Below are 16408 nucleotides of genomic sequence, written 5' to 3'. Positions count from 1 at the left end.
GGAGGGAGGTTGCCAGCATGTTTCATGAGATTTTGTTTCCTGTGACGTTTGGCTTCGCCCTGTTCCTGTTCGGCATGAAGGTCATGGAGGCGGCCCTGCACGCATGGGCAGGTCCACGACTGATTGGTGTTCTTCACCGGACGACGCGGACACCTTGGACCGGCCTTGTGTCGAGCACCTTTATCACGGCTGTCTTACAGAGCAGCACCGCTGTAACCGTCATGACAATTGGCCTGGTTAACGCCCGCCTGTTGTCCTATGCACGGACGCTCGGCATTATTCTGGGAGGGAATATCGGAACCTGCCTGACCACAGAACTGCTTGCCCTTAATATAGCCAAGCTGGGAGCCCCCATGCTGATCGTTTCGTTCACGTTATGGGCCGCCGCCGTGCTGGCAGGCGAAATGTTGCCAAACTATATCCAACGCCGCATCCCCTGGTTGCTGCCCTTGCAGTATGCTGCCCTGGCTATCGCCGGCTTCAGCCTCGTTATGATCGCCATCCGTTTTATGCAGTCGATTGGTCCGGCGCTGGAAGAGCGCGGCGTGATCTCCTGGCTGCTGGAGCATGCCACCGGCAGCCTGTTGTGGGGCGCCTTTGCCGGCGCTATCCTGACAGCGATCATTCATAGCAGTGCTGCCGTCGTCGCCATGACGATGGGACTCGCCGCTAGTGGTGCCTTGCCGGTCGAATTTGGCATCGCCATGGTTATCGGCTCCAACGTAGGCACCTGTGTCACGGCGGTCATCGCCGCCATCAGCGGCACCCGAGCTGGCCGCTTCGTCGCATGGTCGCATGTAACGCTCAACGTATTGGGAGCAGTCTTGTTCTTGCCGCTAGTTCCGCTGCTGCAAGGGGCGGCAGCCTGGTTAACCAGCGATCTTTCAGCGCAAATCGCTCACACGCAGACGATTTTTAATGTGGTCTGCTCCTTGCTGGCGCTGCCGTTCTGCTATTTGCCAATCTGGTCCAAGCTGGACCCGCCTGAAGACCTGGATCATCACGCCGGCCCCCTCCTTCCGAATGCGAAGGCATCTAAATAGCCGCAAAAATGCAGTTATTTTCCCCGATATTCTCCCATCTCTTCAATATCGCAGAAAACAACTGCACCGTATTAGTTCTCCGGCTCGATCCCCAGCATTTGCAAGGCCTTCTCTAAGATGAAGTCGTTATTGTCATATCCCGCCTTGCGTTGCTGACGCCAAGCCTCCTGCGGCTCGTACCAGGACACGCTGCGGATCTCCTCAAGCTGAGGACGGAGGGCACCGCTTTGCCATTCTACCAGGTAATAATGGACTTCTTTTTCCACGGAGCCGAGTTTGGGATGATGGTAAGTATATGCGATGATATCAATCAATTTATTAATCCGGCCCACAATGCCGGTTTCTTCCAAAATTTCGCGCAGCGCCGTTTGTTCCACGGTTTCGCCTGGTTCCCTCTTCCCTTTCGGAAACGATATCTTGCCATAACGATCGGTAATCAGTTGCACTTGCAGCCGTCCGTCTTGGATGCGATAAACGACGCCTCCAGCAGAGATTTCTTTGAATGGCATTCTGGCTGTACCTCCTTTATTTTACCCAAGCCTCCCAATGGACTGAGGCGCTTCTGTTCGCTGTTCCCTTCAGGATATGCCGTCTTCGGCGCTGGGCGAGAAATTGTTGACGCCCGTTGTTATTTGTTAATTATAGGTGCATCGCACTCATACTTCCAAATTACCCGTATGTAACAACAAGGATTTCAACCCCAATCAGGGTGAAATCCTTGACCTATGCCCGATGGCGGGCGACCTTATTAAGCTAAGGCTTGAGTGGCATCGTCCAGAACTCGAACTAACTGTCCTTCGCAGGTGTTCGCATCCGCTTTGGTCAGCTTCACGCGGCAGATTTTGCCGGTCAAGTCCGGTGTGCCCGGGAAGCGAATTTGCAGGTAGTTGTCGCTGAAGCCCGTCACGAAGCCGTCTCCGGCAGTGCCCTTCTCATCCTTCTCTGGAATGACATCCAGCACCTGACCCACGAATTTCTCCGCATAAGCCAGCTGCATTTGCTCGGACAAGTCGATCAGTTCATGCACGCGAGCATGCTTCACTTCTTCGTCGACCTGGTCCTCCATCCGCGCTGCCGGCGTACCGCTCCGCTTGGAATACGGGAACACGTGCATTTCCGAGAAGCCGATGCGTTTGATCGCTTCGAAGCCTTCACGGAACAGCTCGTCAGTTTCCCCAGGGAAGCCGACAATGATGTCAGTTGTAATCGCAACGTCCGGCATGAAATCGCGGATCATTTTGATTTTATGCTCGAATTCTTCGATCGTGTACTTTCTCCTCATCCGCTTCAGCACTTCATTGCTGCCTGCTTGCAGCGGGATATGGAAGTGACGGCACATCTTCGAGGAGTTCTTCAACACATCCAGCATCCGTTCATCGATCTGGCTTGCTTCAATCGAGCTGATCCGGATACGTCCCAGCCCTTCGACTTTATCCAAGTCCCACAGCAGATCGGACAAACGGTAGTTCTCCAAATCATCCCCATAGCCGCCCGTATGGATGCCAGTCAGAACAATTTCCTTATATCCTGCAGCGACCAGTTGACGCGCTTGCTGAATGACGCTTTGCGGGTCGCGGCTGCGCGACAAACCACGCGACCAAGGGATAATACAGAAGGTGCAGAAGTTGTTGCAGCCCTCTTGGATTTTCAGAAAAGCGCGGGTATGATCGGCAAAGCTTGGTACGTCCAGCTCTTCGAACTCCCGGGTCTTCATAATGTTGCGCACAGCGTTAATCGGCTTACGTTGCTCTTGGAGCTGCTTCACGTAAGGGATAATTTTGTCCCGGTCCTGTGTACCGATGACGAGATCTACGCCCGGAATATCCAGAATCTCCGCAGGTGATGTCTGCGCGTAGCAGCCAGTTACCGCAATGATCGCGTCGGGGTTACGGCGCACCGCCCGCCGAATAATCTGACGGCTCTTCTTGTCACCGGTATTCGTCACCGTACAAGTATTAATCAAATAAACGTCGGCAGCTGATTCCTCGAAATCAACCTGTTCATAGCCTTCGTTTTTAAAGAGTTGCCAAATGGCTTCAGTATCATAGAAATTCACTTTACAGCCCAAGGTGTAAAAGGCGACAGTAGGCATCGCTCATTTCCCCCCCATTTCTCCGGATTCATACATGATGCAAGTCAGGGCGGCCATGGCAGCGGTCTCGGTACGCAAAATGCGCCGGCCTAAACCAACGGATACCGCTCCCGCAGCTTCGGCTTCCTCTACTTCCGCTTCGGTAAAGCCGCCTTCCGGTCCAACGACCACAGCGACTTTCACCGTTCTTTCAGGTGTCAACCCGATAACGAAAGGCTTCAGCACGTCTCGCAGCTGCCGGCCGTCCTCTTTTTCATAACATAAACATACCAAATCGTAGTTCTTCAGCTCTACAAGAAGCTTGTCCCATTTGACGGGAAGCTCAACCGTCGGAATTTTGCTGCGATGCGCTTGCTCGGCGGCTTCCTTGGCGATTTTCTGCCAGCGGGTGAGCCGCTTCTCCTCCTTCTTGCTGTCATACTGTACCACCGTACGCTCAGATAAATAAGGAAGGAAAGAAGCTGCACCAATCTCCGTACACTTCTGAATGACGGTTTCCATTTTGTCGCCTTTGGGCAAGCTTTGGGCTACCGTCACTTGAAGCCACGGTTCGCCCGACGCCGCCAGCTCCTCTATAATAGCCGCGGTCACTTGCTGCGGCTCGATGATTGTAATCTCCGCGAGGACTTCCCGGGATATCCCGTCGCTCACGATCAGCTTATCGCCGGGTTTGGAACGCATCACCCTGCCGATATGACGGGCATCCTCACCGGCAATCGTCACTTCCCGATCGCCAAATTGCGCGGGATCCACAAAATATCGCTGCATGCCATCATCCTCACCGTTCCATAAGGTCAAAAATCACCAAACTACATCATACAACTTTTGAACTTCTGTTTCCAGTCCTCTTCTCCAGCCTATACGCCAAACAAAGCTAGGAAAAGATGGGCAAACTGGTAATAGATCGTTTCGGCTGCATTATATAGCGGCATGATCGTATACTTCTGCATGCCCGGGACGATCAGGATCACTAAGAAGATCAGCACCGACCACTGCTCATATTGCTGCAATTTGCCTAACATGCGGCGCGGCACCACATCCTCCAAAATTCGATAGCCGTCAAGCGGCGGTAAAGGAATCAGGTTAAATAAAAATAAGAAGAAGTTCATGACTGTAAATAGATTAAAGAAAATAAGAACGGCTTGAAATAACTTCTCGTTCGTAATTGCATCCAGCACGCCAAAACGGGCCAGCATCACGTAAATCAGCGTCCCCAGGACACCCAGCAGCAAGTTGCTGAGCGGTCCGGCAACCGATACGATCACACCCATCAGGCGCGGTTTGCTGAAATTGTCACGGTTCACCGGAACCGGCCGGGCCCAACCGAACCCGGCAAGCAGGAGCAGGATAATCCCCAATAGATCAAAATGAACTGCCGGATTCAACGTCACGCGCCCCAGCAGCTTGGCCGTCGGGTCCCCGAATTTGTTAGCAAAATAGGCATGCGAAAATTCATGCAGCGTAAAGGCGATCACCAGCGTGATCAAATAAAAGGGGAGCTGGTCCAACGGAACCCGCAATATTCGGTCTAGAAAATCCATATTTAATTACCTCTTTCTCGCCACAAAAGCGACCCAATCTTCTTCCCGGGCCGTCCGTTCCAGTTCGAAACCCGCGGCAATCAGCGCTTCTTGTACGGCTTGTTCTTTATTCTTATAAATTCCCGAGGCGATATAATAACCGCCAGGCGTCAATGCTTGATAGACATCCTCGATAAACAGCAAAATGATCTCTGCCAAAATGTTCGCCACGACCACCCGTACTGGCAGCTTGATCTCAACATTCGTGCTGCCCTCGCCCTTCAGAACGGATAACAGGTCGCTTTCCACGACTTGGATCCGGTCTTCCAAGCCATTCAGACGCGTGTTCTCTTTCGCACTAGATACAGCGACCGGATCCAGATCCAGCGCCAGCACTTTAGAGGCGCCAAGCCGACACGCACCGATGGCGAGAATCCCTGAGCCCGTGCCGACATCAATCACTTCGTCCCCATCTTGGATTATACTCTCTAGTGTGCGTAAGCAAAGAGAGGTGGTAGGATGCGTACCTGTACCAAACGCCATGCCCGGGTCCAGCTCAATAATTTGCTCATTCGGCGCAACCGGTACATATTCCTCCCACGTCGGTTTGATCGTCAGTCTCTCGGACACCCTTAGCGGCTTGAAATATTGCTTCCAATTGTTCGCCCAATCGTCCTCGCTGACATCCCGCACGGAGATCTCCGCCGCCCCAGGATCAATATCAAAGCTCTTCAGCTCCTCGATGCGTGCGCGAACTTCCGCAATCACATCATCGATATCCAGCCCTTCTGGAAAATACCCGCTGATCTTCGCTTCTCCTTCAGGAATGTCGTTAGGTGGAATTTCAAACCATTGTCCCAGGGAGGTATCCCGAGGTTTATCGTTATCGACGTGCTCTTCAATGGTTACTCCGCCTGCGCCTGCCTCGTGCAGGAAGTTGGAAACCATCTCCACCGCTTCTTCCGTCGTATGTATAGTTAATTCTTTCCAAATCATCGTATGATTTCCTCCTTGACTTACATGCATAAGATTTATTGTACTATAGATTCTGGAACGTGACAAAACAAAACAGGGAACCCTTGGGTCCCCCGTTGCTGTTGATGGTTTACAGCTTGTATTGCCCCTGCTGGCGTGCATCCGCCCGTTCGCTGCGCTCCAGCGCTTCCCAATCCTCTTGATCAGCCATCTCTTCGGAAAACTCTACATCCGTATAGTGTCCGATCGGCAGATTTTTTCCTTTGGCAGAGATCCGCTTAGTTCGCCGATCCTCCTGACTTTGACTCATTTTCTGCTTCAGCTCCTTTCCATGTACTCTCCAATTGGCATGATGAAATCATTCTTCTTTAAGGATTAAATCAAGCCGCCCGCCTCTTCAATGATGCGCAACGCCTGATGGTGAATTGATTCGTCAACGACAGCGGTTAGTAAAATGTCATGACCGGTCGGCCCGCCTTGCCCCCCATGGCTAAGTCCGCTGGCTGCCGGATCTGCTGCTGCCAAGATCCCCGCCGACGGGTTCGTAATCGACGCATCCTGGGTGACCGCCGCCAGGCTGGAGATGCTGCCCGACACCGGATTCATCGGATTGTATCCCTCACCAGCATAACGGCTGAAGCGATCAATCGATATATCTTCCACCCGCAGTGCACTTAATTTACGGGCAACTCCTTCGGCCTGTTCCGGGCTTTTGAAATAGGCCAAAATGTTCTTTTCAGCCATCCTTCCTCCCTGCCTTTCGTTTTAGGCTTCAATGAAGCTGCACGCGCACAGCCCATTATTCGGTAGGATGTAATTTTGGTCATGGCTTTATACAAATTTGTCCGATTCCCGACTTGATTCAATTTAAATTTGAAACGTTTCCTTGGCTTGTCCGTATTACTCGTTGGGGAAGCGAACATACTTTACTTACAATCATAGGAGGAGTTTATAGACGATGTTAAAAAAAATGATGCTTCTGATGATGGTCTTCACCGTCTTCTTCACCTTCACTGCCCCTGACTTTGCCGACGCAAGACGCGGCGGCGGATTCAAGTCCGGCCCGCGGTCGTACAATCCAACCCCGAAGAAGCCGTCACAAAGCGAATATCAGAATACGACGGGGAATCGCAATAAAACCCAAGCAGGGACTCCGACGACAAACCGCGGATTCTTCAGCGGCGGCAGCTTTATGCGCGGCATGATGATCGGCGGTCTTGCAGGTTTGCTGTTCGGCGGCTTATTTAGCAGTATGGGCTTCTTCGGCAATCTGCTCGGATTAGCTGTGAACCTGTTAGCGATCTATGTAATTGTTGTTGCGGTTGCGGCCCTGTACCGCCGATTCAAAAAACAGCCGCGCCACGACGATTATCGCAATGGAGGCCGTTATTAAGCCATGATCCTCGGGATGGACGAAATCATTAACGCGATTTGCCTGCATACCGCTGAACGGAGAGGCGTCCGCCCCCCCGATGTGACGGTTGAGCTCAGCTGGGATGAAGATACTGGCTATACCGGTGAAGTATGGGTTGGCGGCCGCAGCTGGTACATCGTTGAATCGAACATCATGGAAGCGATCATGGTGTACGTACATCGGGAATACGGCATGCGGGTCTTCCGGGAAGATATCCGGCTGATGCTGGAGGATGAAATTTTAGCGGAAATCCAAACGGAAGGTTAATACTCAATGCCAAAAAACAAAAGCGCGAACTAGGGAATTACTTCTCCTTAGCTCGCGCTTTTATGTTGGAGCGATTAGTCTCCGCGAAACGCCCGTTTCATTCGGTCAAAAAACGACTGTTCATGCTCATGGGTATGCTCGCCGTCCAACGCAGCAAATTGACGCAGCAGCTCCTTCTGCTCATCACTGAGCTTGCTTGGCGTCACGACAACCACTTTCACATGCTGGTCGCCTTGGCCGATTCCGCGCAGGCGCGGCACCCCTTTGCCTTTTAAGCGGAAATAGGTTCCGGTTTGCGTGCCTGCCGGAATTTTCAGCTTCACTTTCTCCGTCAGTGTAGGAATTTCAATCTCATCACCCAATGCAGCTTGGGCGAACGTCAACGGAACTTCGCAATAGATATCGTCGCCTTCACGGTCGAAGAAATCATGCGGTTTGACGCGGATTACGATGTACAAATCGCCAGCTGGGCCGCCGCGCAACCCGCCTTCACCTTCACCGGACATCCGCAGTTGCGCTCCATCGTCAACCCCTGCTGGAATGCGCACATGAATTTTACGCTGTTTCTTTACCTTGCCGCTGCCGGCGCAAGTTGGACATTTCTCCTTGATAATTTGCCCTCTGCCGCCGCAGTTCGTACAAGAACGCCGGTTTACCATACGGCCAAATGGTGTATTTTGAACGACTTCCTGCTGCCCGGTGCCGTGACACACCGAACAGGTCACCGGTTTGGTACCAGGTTTGGCTCCAGTCCCAAAGCAGGTGTCGCAGTTTTCCGTACGCGGAATGGTGATGTCCGTTTCTTTCCCGAACACCGCTTCCTTAAATTCGATCGTCATCGTGTATTGCAAATCATTACCGCGCTGCGGCGCATTCGGATCACGCCGGCTGCCGCCGCCGAAGAACATATCGAAAATATCCCCGAAGCCGCCAAAATCCGCGCCAGAGAAGCCGCCGCCCATGCCCTGATTCGGATCGATATGGCCATACTGGTCATAACGCGACCGTTTTGCAGGATCACTTAAGACGTCATAGGCTTCCTTGACTTCTTTAAACTTCGCTTCCGCATCCGCCGCTTTATTGACGTCCGGGTGATATTGCCGGGCCAGCTTGCGGTACGCTTTTTTGATTTCATCTTCGGACGCATTTTTACTGAGGCCCAGCACCTCGTAGTAATCGCGCTTCTCTGCCATCCTTCCACCCCCATCGGTCAACTTTTCATCACGAAGTAACCCAAGAAGCTGATTCGACATCGAATCTTGAATTCAGCTGGGCCTTCCGTTGCTCACGTACCCTCATGTACGCTCCGCTACTCAGTCCCAGCTTCATCCAACCTTCTCGGTGCTTAAAACCTGACATATCTTTTCATCACGAAGTAACCTATTTAATATCCCTTATCAGCAAAAGGAAAGTCAAAGCGCGGTAGCAGCCCGCACTTTGACCTTCCCGGTTGCCAAAGTCTATTCACCAGACTCAAACTGCTCTGTGAGCCATCTTAGCTTTATTTCTTATCTTCGTCAACCACTTCGTAGTCAGCGTCAACGACATTCTCGCGGTTCTGGCCGCCGGAAGCTTCAGCGTTGTCTTGCGCGCCTGCTGCTTGCGAAGCTTGCTCATACAGCTTCACGGACAACTGCTGAACAACCTCGGTCAATTTCTCCGATGCCGCTTTGATTTGCTCCAGATTGTCGCTTTCCAGCACTTTCTTCAGCTCTTCTTTCGCAGCGTTTGCTTTCTCAACTTCAGCAGCGTCAACTTTGTCGCCCAGATCCTTCAACGTTTTGTCAACGGTGTAGATCAGTTGGTCAGCATTGTTTTTCGCTTCAACCAGCTCTTTGCGTTTTTTATCTTCTTCCGCATGCAGCTCGGCGTCCTTCATCATCCGTTCGATTTCTTCGTCGCTCAAGCCGCTGGAGGAAGTAATCGTAATTTTTTGGCTTTTACCGGTCCCTTTATCGGTTGCCGATACGTTAACGATCCCGTTCGCGTCAATGTCGAAGGTAACTTCGATTTGCGGTACGCCGCGTGGTGCTGGTGGAATATCGCCCAAGATAAAGCGGCCCAGCGTTTTGTTGCCGGCTGCCATTTCCCGTTCCCCTTGCAGGACGTGGATTTCTACGCTTGGCTGATTGTCGGCAAAGGTCGAGAAGATTTGCGACTTGCTCGTCGGAATCGTTGTATTCCGTTCGATCATCTTTGTGAATACGCCGCCAGCCGTTTCGATCCCCAGCGACAGCGGAGTAACGTCAAGCAGGACTACGTCTTTGACATCGCCGGTCAATACGCCGGCTTGCACCGCAGCGCCAAGCGCAACGACTTCGTCCGGGTTGACGCCTTTATGCGGCTCTTTGCCCGTCAGTTTCTTGATGGCTTCTTGTACGGCAGGAATCCGTGTAGAACCACCAACAAGCACGACTTTGTCGATGTCGGCTGGAGTCAAACCAGCATCGCTCAAAGCCCGGCGAGTTGGTCCAAGGGTGCGTTCAACGAGATCCGCAGTCAACTCTTCGAATTTCGCGCGAGTCAGGTTCACTTCAAGGTGTTGCGGCACGCCGTCAACAACCGTGATGAATGGCAGAGAAATCGTTGTCGTCAACACGCCGGACAGTTCTTTTTTCGCTTTTTCTGCAGCATCTTTCAAACGTTGTACCGCTGCTTTGTCCTTGCTCAAGTCAACGCCTTGATCCTTCTTGAACTCGGCTACGAGGTAATCGATGATCTTCTGGTCGAAGTCGTCACCGCCCAGATGGTTGTCCCCGCTGGTCGCTTTAACTTCAAAGAAGCCATCGCCCAGTTCGAGGATCGATACGTCAAAGGTACCGCCGCCCAGGTCATATACGAGAATCGTTTGATCTTCAGCTTTCTCCAAACCGTAAGCCAGTGCAGCAGCCGTTGGTTCGTTGACGATCCGCAGCACTTCCAAACCAGCGATTTTCCCGGCATCCTTCGTCGCTTGACGTTGGCTGTCGTTAAAATAAGCCGGAACCGTGATTACGGCTTGGGTGACCGGTTGTCCCAAATACGCTTCTGCGTCAGCTTTCAGCTTCTGCAAAATGATAGCGGAAATTTCTTGCGGCGTATATTCTTTGCCATCGATCACTTCTTTATGGTTCGTCCCCATATGACGTTTGATCGAAATGATCGTCCGATCCGGATTGGTGATCGCTTGACGTTTCGCCGTCTCACCGACGATCCGTTCACCGTCTTTCTTAAAACCTACGACAGAAGGGGTTGTGCGCGCACCTTCCGGGTTAGGAATGACGACCGCTTCGCCGCCCTCCATTACCGCAACGCAGGAGTTTGTTGTACCAAGGTCAATACCGATTACTTTGCTCATTACGTTATGTCCTCCTTAATAGGTTGAATCGTCTTAGGGATTCGTGGTTAGCTGCTGGATTAGCCGCTGACTTTGACCATCGCCGGGCGCAGCACCTTATCTTTCAGCATATAGCCTTTCTGCACAACTTCCACGACGATGCCCTCTTCATGCTCCTCGGATTCCACCTGCATAATCGCCTGATGGAATTCAGGATTAAACGGCTGGCCCTCCGCTTCCATCGCAGTAAGGCCTTCCGCCTTCAACACGCCTTCCAGTTGGCGGAAGATCATTTCCACCCCTTTAACATATGAGGCAGCATCCGTGACGTCTCCGGATGTTTGTAGCGCACGTTCAAAGTTGTCGATCACTGGAAGCAACTCGGTAATCAGCTTGGCGGATGCATACTTGCCCAATTCTTCCTTCTCCTTCACCGTACGGCGCCGGTAGTTATCGAAATCCGCCTGAGCACGCAGCAATCGCTGCTGATATTCCTCGTTCTCCGCACGCAGCTTCTCCAGCTCAGCAGTCACATCCACGTTGTTCGATTCGTTGACAGCTTCAGCAGCACCCTCTGCACCGGCAGCGTTCTGAGTATCTTGCGGTTCTTGAGACGTTACTTCATCTTGCCTCACTTCGGGTCCAGGGGTGTTTTGCAAGTCCTCTTTTACGTTATCGTTCATATTCATTTCTTCCTCTACAGTGTGATTGTTGTCCTGAATCGGCTGTGATTCCTTCAAGATGCTCACCTCCTTAACATGCAGCTAGCCTCGTAGATCATGCATGTTATTGCATCCGGCTCAGGAAATGGCTTAAATCCTTCGATAAAATTTCCAAAATCCGGATCACCCGGGCATATTCCATCCGTGTAGGTCCCAAAATGCCGATCGTACCAACCGCTTCACCCTCGACTTGATAGGTAGCCGTGATGAGGCTGCAGTTGGCGAAGGCTTCATGCCCATTTTCAGTGCCAATACGCACTTGAATGCCAGACCCAGATGCGGAAGAGATCATTTTCGTTAAGGTTGGAGTCTCTTCTAGGACATCAAGAATCCCTTTGACCTTCTCGACATCGCGGAATTCCGGTTGCGTCAACATGTTCGTCGCTCCACTCAGGAAGAGGCGTTGCCCCTCTGTGCCTGAGTCAAGCGCTTGATCCAATACCTTCATTAGATCTTCAAAATGCTCAATATGCCGCTGCATCTCTTGTGCAATCTCATTATACAAGGCAGTCTTGAGCTTATAGATCGGCACCCCAGCAAGCTTGCGGTTCAACAAGTTGACCACCCGTTCCATTTCGGATACGGATACGTCCGGCGGAATCACGACGGTCTTGTTCTCCACTTGTCCTGTGTTCGTCACGACGATCGCCACCGCCTTCGTTTCGTTTAGCGGCAATAGCTGGAAGTGACGCAAAGACGTATGAAAAACTTCCGGCCCCAACAGGATGGAAGTGTAATTGGTCATTTGGGAAAGAATGGTCCCGGCATGTTGAATCACTTGTTCAGTTTCGTTTAATTTTTCTGCGAAAAATGCTTTTAACGTCGTAACTTCTTCATTCGAAAGTAAGTTCAACGGCGTTAGGTGATCCACATAGTAACGGTAGCCCTTATGAGAAGGAATCCGCCCCGCTGACGTATGCGGCTGCTCCAAAAAACCGAGCTCCTCCAAGTCGGCCATTTCATTCCGGATCGTTGCCGGACTGTACCCGACATCGCCCCGTTTCGAAATGCTTCGGGATCCCACAGGCTCCGCCGAGCGAATATAGTCATCAACAATAGCGGTCAATATCATTCTTTGGCGTTCCGTCAACATGGCAATCCCTCCCGGATTAACTCGATTTTTCCGAATCGTTAGCACTCAATGTCATAGAGTGCTAATCACTAATACAAAAATACCAAACCGACCTGACGATTGTCAAGTCAGTCCAGTATCTTAAGAACGGCGATTTCATCGCAGCAATGCTGCTTTGCACAATTGACGCAGTCGGTCCAAACTTTCTCCGGAAAGATTTCTTTCTCTACAACTGCAAACCCATTTTTAAGGAAGAAGGAAACCTCATAGGTGAGCGCCATTACTTTAGGGATCGCTTGTCTCCGGGCCTCTTCCACCAGCTGCTCCACCAGCATGGAACCAAGTCCCTTTCCCTTATGGCCTTCGGCGATCCCAAGGGAACGGATTTCAACAAGTTCCTCCCCCAGCTTGCACAGCGAACCACAGCCGACGACTTCACCATCCACTTCCGCCACGACGAAATCCTGGATCTGACGCTCCAGTATCTTCCGTGAACGCGGCAGCATAATGCCACGCCGGGCATACCCCTCAATGATGTTATATAATGGCTCGACGTCCGCTAAATTCGCCTGTCTGCAAACGGCTACCGCTGGCATGCTGACTTCCCCCTCGTTCACAAATAATATGAATAAATATACAATATACGGTATAAAACTTCAAGAGAAATGTTTCATGGTTATGTCATCTTCCCAGGATATTCCGCGGAATGCAAAAAAGCAGCTTTGCCACTTCAAATCAAGAAGCGCAAGCTGCTTATCAGTTCAGTCTTTATTCGGTTAAAACGCCGATAAATTCGGCAAACACTTCGTTTCCGAACAGCACGCCTTGCTTGCTGAGCCGATAGCCTTCCCCGTCGCTGTGAGGCTCCAGTAGACCAGCGCTTAACATCTTCGTAAGCTGTCGGTTAAATACGTCATCCAGATCTTCGCCAAATTGACCTCGGAAATCCGCTTTACGAATGCCGTCCAGCATCCGAAGTCCAACCATCACGAAGTCCTCCATTGCCTCTTCCCGGGACACGCCAAATTGCTCCAAACGAGGCAGTCCTGTCTTCGCTGCTTCCACATAAGGGTTCACACCCTTAATGTTCACGTGACGCGTGCGGCCGACATACCCGTGAGCACCGGCACCCAACCCGTAGTAATCCTCGTTCTTCCAATACGTGATGTTGTGCCGGCTGGCGAAACCGGGTTTGGCAAAATTACTGATCTCGTATTGCTTGTACCCGGCTTTGTCCATTCGTTCCATTAATAGCAAGTACATATTCAGCTCTTCCTCCTCGCTAGGAAGCGGCAGCTGGTTCTTGTGGTACAGCGTATGGAACAACGTGTTCTCCTCAACCTTCAGGCTGTAGATCGAATAATGCGGCAGCCCAAGCTCCAATGCCCGTGAGACACTATAGTCCAGCATCTCAACCGTTTGGTTAGGCAGGCCAAACATCAAATCGATGGACAGATTATCTAGGCCAACAGCTCTAGCATTCTCCAGGCTCCGGTAGACATCGTCAGTGTTATGGATCCGCCCAATACCGCTAAGCAGCTCATTTTGGAACGCCTGGACGCCGAAGCTGACTCGGTTAACTCCGCCGTCTTTCATAACGGTCAGCTTGTCTCGGTCTGTCGTGCCCGGGTTTGCCTCCATTGTAAATTCGATATCACTCGCCCAATGTGGAAAATGACGTCTGACCGATGCCAAGAAGAACTCCATCTCCTGCGGAGTCAGCACGGTAGGCGTCCCGCCGCCCACAAAGATGCTGCGGATTTCACCTGGCGGGGTTTGCTGGACCGTCAGCTCCATCTCCCGATCCAAGGCGCGCAGATAGTCCATTACCGGTTGATCTTTTAATACGTAAGAGTTGAAATCACAATAGAAGCACTTGTTCGTGCAAAATGGGATATGAATATATACCGCATGCGGTGCGCCGGATGGTCCGGATGAGGCTGCGCCGCCTGCCGCAAGATTTGAGATCGGCATTCCCTGCCCCGGATGCTTCATTGTTTGGTCCATGGTCATGCCCTCCTCCAAGTTTCTCTTAAATAATAGTAGAAAGGAAAGCCCGACGGCTTTCCTTCGTCAACTCACCTGCTTCTTAATTGTCGTCGATCTTCAGCACCGCCATGAACGCTTCCTGCGGCACCTCGACGCTGCCGACCTGCTTCATCCGCTTCTTGCCTTCCTTTTGCTTCTCCAGCAATTTCCGCTTCCGCGAGATGTCACCGCCGTAACATTTGGCGAGGACGTTCTTGCGCATCGCTTTTACGGTTTCGCGGGCGATGACCTTCGTTCCGATCGAAGCCTGAATCGGTACCTCGAACATTTGGCGCGGAATCAGCTCGCGCAGCTTCTCGCAGATAATCCGGCCGCGATGGTATGCACGGTCACGGTGCACGATAAAGGACAAGGCGTCCACCTGCTCTCCGTTCAGCAAGATATCCATCTTCACGAGATTGGATCTGCGGTAACCGGACAACTCGTAGTCAAACGAAGCATAGCCTTTGGTGCTCGATTTTAACTGATCAAAGAAGTCGTACACGATCTCCGACAACGGAACCTGGTACGTAATCGTAACGCGCGTCGTATCAAGGTATTCCATATTCACGAACTCGCCGCGTTTGCTTTGGCACAGCTCCATCACGGTACCGACATAATCGTTAGGCACGATGATGGAGGCTTTGACGTAAGGCTCCTCAACGTAGTCGATTTTGCCGACTTCCGGATAGTTCGACGGGTTGTCAATGGAAATCGTCTCACCGTTCGTCAGCGTTACATTGTAGATAACGCTTGGTGCCGTCGTAATCAGCGGAATGTTAAATTCCCGTTCAATCCGCTCCTGAATGACGTCCATGTGCAGCAACCCCAAGAAGCCGCAGCGGAAGCCAAAGCCCAGCGCGCTGGAAGTTTCCGGTTCGAAACTTAGCGAAGCGTCGTTCAACTGCAGCTTCTCCAGCGCTTCACGCAGGTCATTGTAATCCGACGTTTCGATCGGGTACAAGCCGCAGTACACCATCGGATTGATCTTCCGATAACCCGGCAGCGGCTCTGGTGTCGGATTCTTCGCATCCGTCACGGTATCCCCGACACGGGTATCGCCAACCGTCTTGATCCCGGCCACGATAAAGCCAACATCGCCGACGTTAAGCTCGTCCACAATCGTCATCCGCGGTTTGAACGCGCCGACCTCGATGACTTCAAACGTTTTGTCCGTCGCCATCATTTTTATTTTCGAACCGGCTTTGATCTTGCCGTCAATGACGCGCACATAAACGATAACGCCTTTGTATGGGTCATAGTGGGAGTCGAAGATGAGCGCCTTCAGCGGTTTATCCGGATCTCCCGTCGGTGCTGGCACCTTCTGAACGACCTGTTCCAAAATTTCCTTAATCCCAATTCCAGCCTTGGCCGAAGCATGTACCGCTTCGCTGGCATCCAGGCCGATGACATCTTCAATCTCCTGTTTCACCCGATCAGGATCTGCGCTCGGCAAGTCAATTTTGTTGATGACCGGCAAAATCTCCAGGTTGTTATCCAGCGCAAGATACACGTTAGCCAATGTCTGTGCTTCAATCCCCTGAGCGGCATCCACCACCAGCAAAGCGCCTTCACAAGCCGCCAAGCTGCGGGAAACCTCGTAGGTGAAGTCGACGTGCCCTGGAGTATCGATGAGGTTCAGTATATACTCCTCACCGTCGTCGGCGCGGTAGCTCAGACGAACGGCTTGAAGCTTGATCGTAATTCCGCGCTCCCGTTCCAAGTCCATCTGGTCAAGAACCTGATCCTGCATTTCCCGGGAAGTCAACGCCCCGGTATACTCCAGAATCCGGTCAGCCAAAGTCGATTTGCCATGGTCTATATGTGCAATAATACAGAAATTGCGAATTTTCGCTTGTCTAGCCTTGATATCTGTCATCCTTACCCCCACCACAAATCATCGAAGTAATGCAATCAATTTATTATAGCAGTTGAAGGGGCAAGCAGCAATCACGCGCG

Annotated in this window: 17 protein-coding genes; 3 read left to right on the top strand and 14 right to left on the bottom strand. The window is 51.8% G+C overall.

Going from position 1 to position 16408, the window contains the following annotated elements; all coding sequences use genetic code 11:
• Positions 1–17 precede the first annotated feature (17 nt).
• Positions 18–1043: a Na/Pi cotransporter family protein gene (locus PBA01S_RS19035; protein ID WP_127576526.1), complete on the top strand. Its 1026-nt coding sequence runs from the start codon at positions 18–20 to the stop codon at positions 1041–1043.
• A 71-nt stretch (positions 1044–1114) separates the two neighbouring features.
• On the opposite strand, the gene PBA01S_RS19030 is transcribed toward PBA01S_RS19035, so the two are convergent.
• The 7 genes from PBA01S_RS19030 to PBA01S_RS19000 all read right to left on the bottom strand — a co-directional run bounded on the left by PBA01S_RS19030 (position 1115) and on the right by PBA01S_RS19000 (position 6374).
• On the bottom strand, positions 1115–1552 hold the full coding sequence (locus PBA01S_RS19030) for an NUDIX hydrolase (RefSeq protein WP_028537903.1): 438 nt from the start codon (positions 1550–1552) through the stop codon (positions 1115–1117).
• 239 nt (positions 1553–1791) lie between these two features.
• On the bottom strand, positions 1792–3135 hold the full coding sequence (gene mtaB / locus PBA01S_RS19025) for a tRNA (N(6)-L-threonylcarbamoyladenosine(37)-C(2))-methylthiotransferase MtaB (RefSeq protein ID WP_016311439.1): 1344 nt from the start codon (positions 3133–3135) through the stop codon (positions 1792–1794).
• Positions 3136–3138: 3 nt separating this feature from the next.
• The gene (locus PBA01S_RS19020) at positions 3139–3903 is read right to left on the bottom strand and encodes a 16S rRNA (uracil(1498)-N(3))-methyltransferase (protein WP_127576525.1); all 765 of its coding nucleotides are present in this window, start codon (positions 3901–3903) and stop codon (positions 3139–3141) included.
• Positions 3904–3992: 89 nt separating this feature from the next.
• Positions 3993–4676: a site-2 protease family protein gene (locus PBA01S_RS19015; protein ID WP_028537901.1), complete on the bottom strand. Its 684-nt coding sequence runs from the start codon at positions 4674–4676 to the stop codon at positions 3993–3995.
• A 6-nt stretch (positions 4677–4682) separates the two neighbouring features.
• The gene (prmA, locus tag PBA01S_RS19010; RefSeq protein ID WP_028537900.1) at positions 4683–5651 is read right to left on the bottom strand and encodes a 50S ribosomal protein L11 methyltransferase; all 969 of its coding nucleotides are present in this window, start codon (positions 5649–5651) and stop codon (positions 4683–4685) included.
• 109 nt (positions 5652–5760) lie between these two features.
• On the bottom strand, positions 5761–5940 hold the full coding sequence (locus tag PBA01S_RS19005; protein WP_016311434.1) for a YfhD family protein: 180 nt from the start codon (positions 5938–5940) through the stop codon (positions 5761–5763).
• A gap of 65 nt (positions 5941–6005) precedes the next feature.
• Complete coding sequence (locus tag PBA01S_RS19000; protein ID WP_028537899.1) at positions 6006–6374, bottom strand: hypothetical protein; 369 nt, start codon at positions 6372–6374, stop codon at positions 6006–6008.
• A gap of 214 nt (positions 6375–6588) precedes the next feature.
• Between PBA01S_RS19000 and PBA01S_RS18995 the strand changes: the two genes are divergently transcribed.
• Both PBA01S_RS18995 and PBA01S_RS18990 read left to right on the top strand, forming a co-directional pair.
• Complete coding sequence (locus PBA01S_RS18995; RefSeq protein ID WP_028537898.1) at positions 6589–7023, top strand: hypothetical protein; 435 nt, start codon at positions 6589–6591, stop codon at positions 7021–7023.
• A 3-nt stretch (positions 7024–7026) separates the two neighbouring features.
• Positions 7027–7311 (top strand): YxcD family protein, encoded by a 285-nt coding sequence (locus PBA01S_RS18990; protein WP_028537897.1) that lies wholly within the window; start codon positions 7027–7029, stop codon positions 7309–7311.
• Between the two features lie 74 nt (positions 7312–7385).
• Here the strand turns inward: PBA01S_RS18990 and dnaJ are convergent, their stop codons facing one another.
• From dnaJ to lepA, 7 genes are all read right to left on the bottom strand, one after another.
• A complete protein-coding gene (gene dnaJ / locus PBA01S_RS18985) occupies positions 7386–8504 on the bottom strand; it encodes a molecular chaperone DnaJ (protein ID WP_028537896.1) in 1119 nt (372 codons plus the stop codon).
• 308 nt (positions 8505–8812) lie between these two features.
• The gene (dnaK, locus tag PBA01S_RS18980) at positions 8813–10648 is read right to left on the bottom strand and encodes a molecular chaperone DnaK (RefSeq protein ID WP_028537895.1); all 1836 of its coding nucleotides are present in this window, start codon (positions 10646–10648) and stop codon (positions 8813–8815) included.
• A gap of 59 nt (positions 10649–10707) precedes the next feature.
• Positions 10708–11367: a nucleotide exchange factor GrpE gene (grpE, locus tag PBA01S_RS18975; protein ID WP_232228284.1), complete on the bottom strand. Its 660-nt coding sequence runs from the start codon at positions 11365–11367 to the stop codon at positions 10708–10710.
• Between the two features lie 46 nt (positions 11368–11413).
• Positions 11414–12442 carry a heat-inducible transcriptional repressor HrcA gene (gene hrcA, locus PBA01S_RS18970; protein WP_028537893.1) on the bottom strand — a complete coding sequence of 343 codons (1029 nt, stop codon included), beginning with the start codon at positions 12440–12442 and terminating at the stop codon, positions 11414–11416.
• A gap of 107 nt (positions 12443–12549) precedes the next feature.
• The gene (locus PBA01S_RS18965; RefSeq protein WP_028537892.1) at positions 12550–13017 is read right to left on the bottom strand and encodes an N-acetyltransferase; all 468 of its coding nucleotides are present in this window, start codon (positions 13015–13017) and stop codon (positions 12550–12552) included.
• Positions 13018–13189: 172 nt separating this feature from the next.
• Positions 13190–14395: a radical SAM family heme chaperone HemW gene (gene hemW / locus PBA01S_RS18960; RefSeq protein WP_036699352.1), complete on the bottom strand. Its 1206-nt coding sequence runs from the start codon at positions 14393–14395 to the stop codon at positions 13190–13192.
• A 115-nt stretch (positions 14396–14510) separates the two neighbouring features.
• Positions 14511–16328 (bottom strand): translation elongation factor 4, encoded by a 1818-nt coding sequence (gene lepA / locus PBA01S_RS18955; RefSeq protein ID WP_028537890.1) that lies wholly within the window; start codon positions 16326–16328, stop codon positions 14511–14513.
• Positions 16329–16408: the final 80 nt, after the last annotated feature.

The sequence above is a fragment of the Paenibacillus barengoltzii NBRC 101215 genome, from assembly GCF_004000745.1.
GTDB lineage: Bacteria > Bacillota > Bacilli > Paenibacillales > Paenibacillaceae > Fontibacillus > Fontibacillus barengoltzii.
The sequence above is the reverse complement of the archived record's forward strand: the minus strand, read 5'-3'. Positions and strand labels throughout refer to the sequence as shown.

Coding starts and splice junctions, on each gene's coding strand:
- PBA01S_RS19000 (WP_028537899.1), bottom strand. CDS start 6,374: ATGGCTGAAAAGAACATTTTGGCCTATTTCAAAAGCCCGGAACAGGCC.
- PBA01S_RS18965 (WP_028537892.1), bottom strand. CDS start 13,017: ATGCCAGCGGTAGCCGTTTGCAGACAGGCGAATTTAGCGGACGTCGAG.
- dnaJ (WP_028537896.1), bottom strand. CDS start 8,504: ATGGCAGAGAAGCGCGATTACTACGAGGTGCTGGGCCTCAGTAAAAAT.
- PBA01S_RS19005 (WP_016311434.1), bottom strand. CDS start 5,940: ATGAGTCAAAGTCAGGAGGATCGGCGAACTAAGCGGATCTCTGCCAAA.
- hrcA (WP_028537893.1), bottom strand. CDS start 12,442: ATGTTGACGGAACGCCAAAGAATGATATTGACCGCTATTGTTGATGAC.
- PBA01S_RS19020 (WP_127576525.1), bottom strand. CDS start 3,903: ATGCAGCGATATTTTGTGGATCCCGCGCAATTTGGCGATCGGGAAGTG.
- PBA01S_RS19035 (WP_127576526.1), top strand. CDS start 18: ATGTTTCATGAGATTTTGTTTCCTGTGACGTTTGGCTTCGCCCTGTTC.
- lepA (WP_028537890.1), bottom strand. CDS start 16,328: ATGACAGATATCAAGGCTAGACAAGCGAAAATTCGCAATTTCTGTATT.
- PBA01S_RS19015 (WP_028537901.1), bottom strand. CDS start 4,676: ATGGATTTTCTAGACCGAATATTGCGGGTTCCGTTGGACCAGCTCCCC.
- dnaK (WP_028537895.1), bottom strand. CDS start 10,648: ATGAGCAAAGTAATCGGTATTGACCTTGGTACAACAAACTCCTGCGTT.
- prmA (WP_028537900.1), bottom strand. CDS start 5,651: ATGATTTGGAAAGAATTAACTATACATACGACGGAAGAAGCGGTGGAG.
- PBA01S_RS18995 (WP_028537898.1), top strand. CDS start 6,589: ATGTTAAAAAAAATGATGCTTCTGATGATGGTCTTCACCGTCTTCTTC.
- hemW (WP_036699352.1), bottom strand. CDS start 14,395: ATGCCGATCTCAAATCTTGCGGCAGGCGGCGCAGCCTCATCCGGACCA.
- PBA01S_RS18990 (WP_028537897.1), top strand. CDS start 7,027: ATGATCCTCGGGATGGACGAAATCATTAACGCGATTTGCCTGCATACC.
- PBA01S_RS19030 (WP_028537903.1), bottom strand. CDS start 1,552: ATGCCATTCAAAGAAATCTCTGCTGGAGGCGTCGTTTATCGCATCCAA.
- mtaB (WP_016311439.1), bottom strand. CDS start 3,135: ATGCCTACTGTCGCCTTTTACACCTTGGGCTGTAAAGTGAATTTCTAT.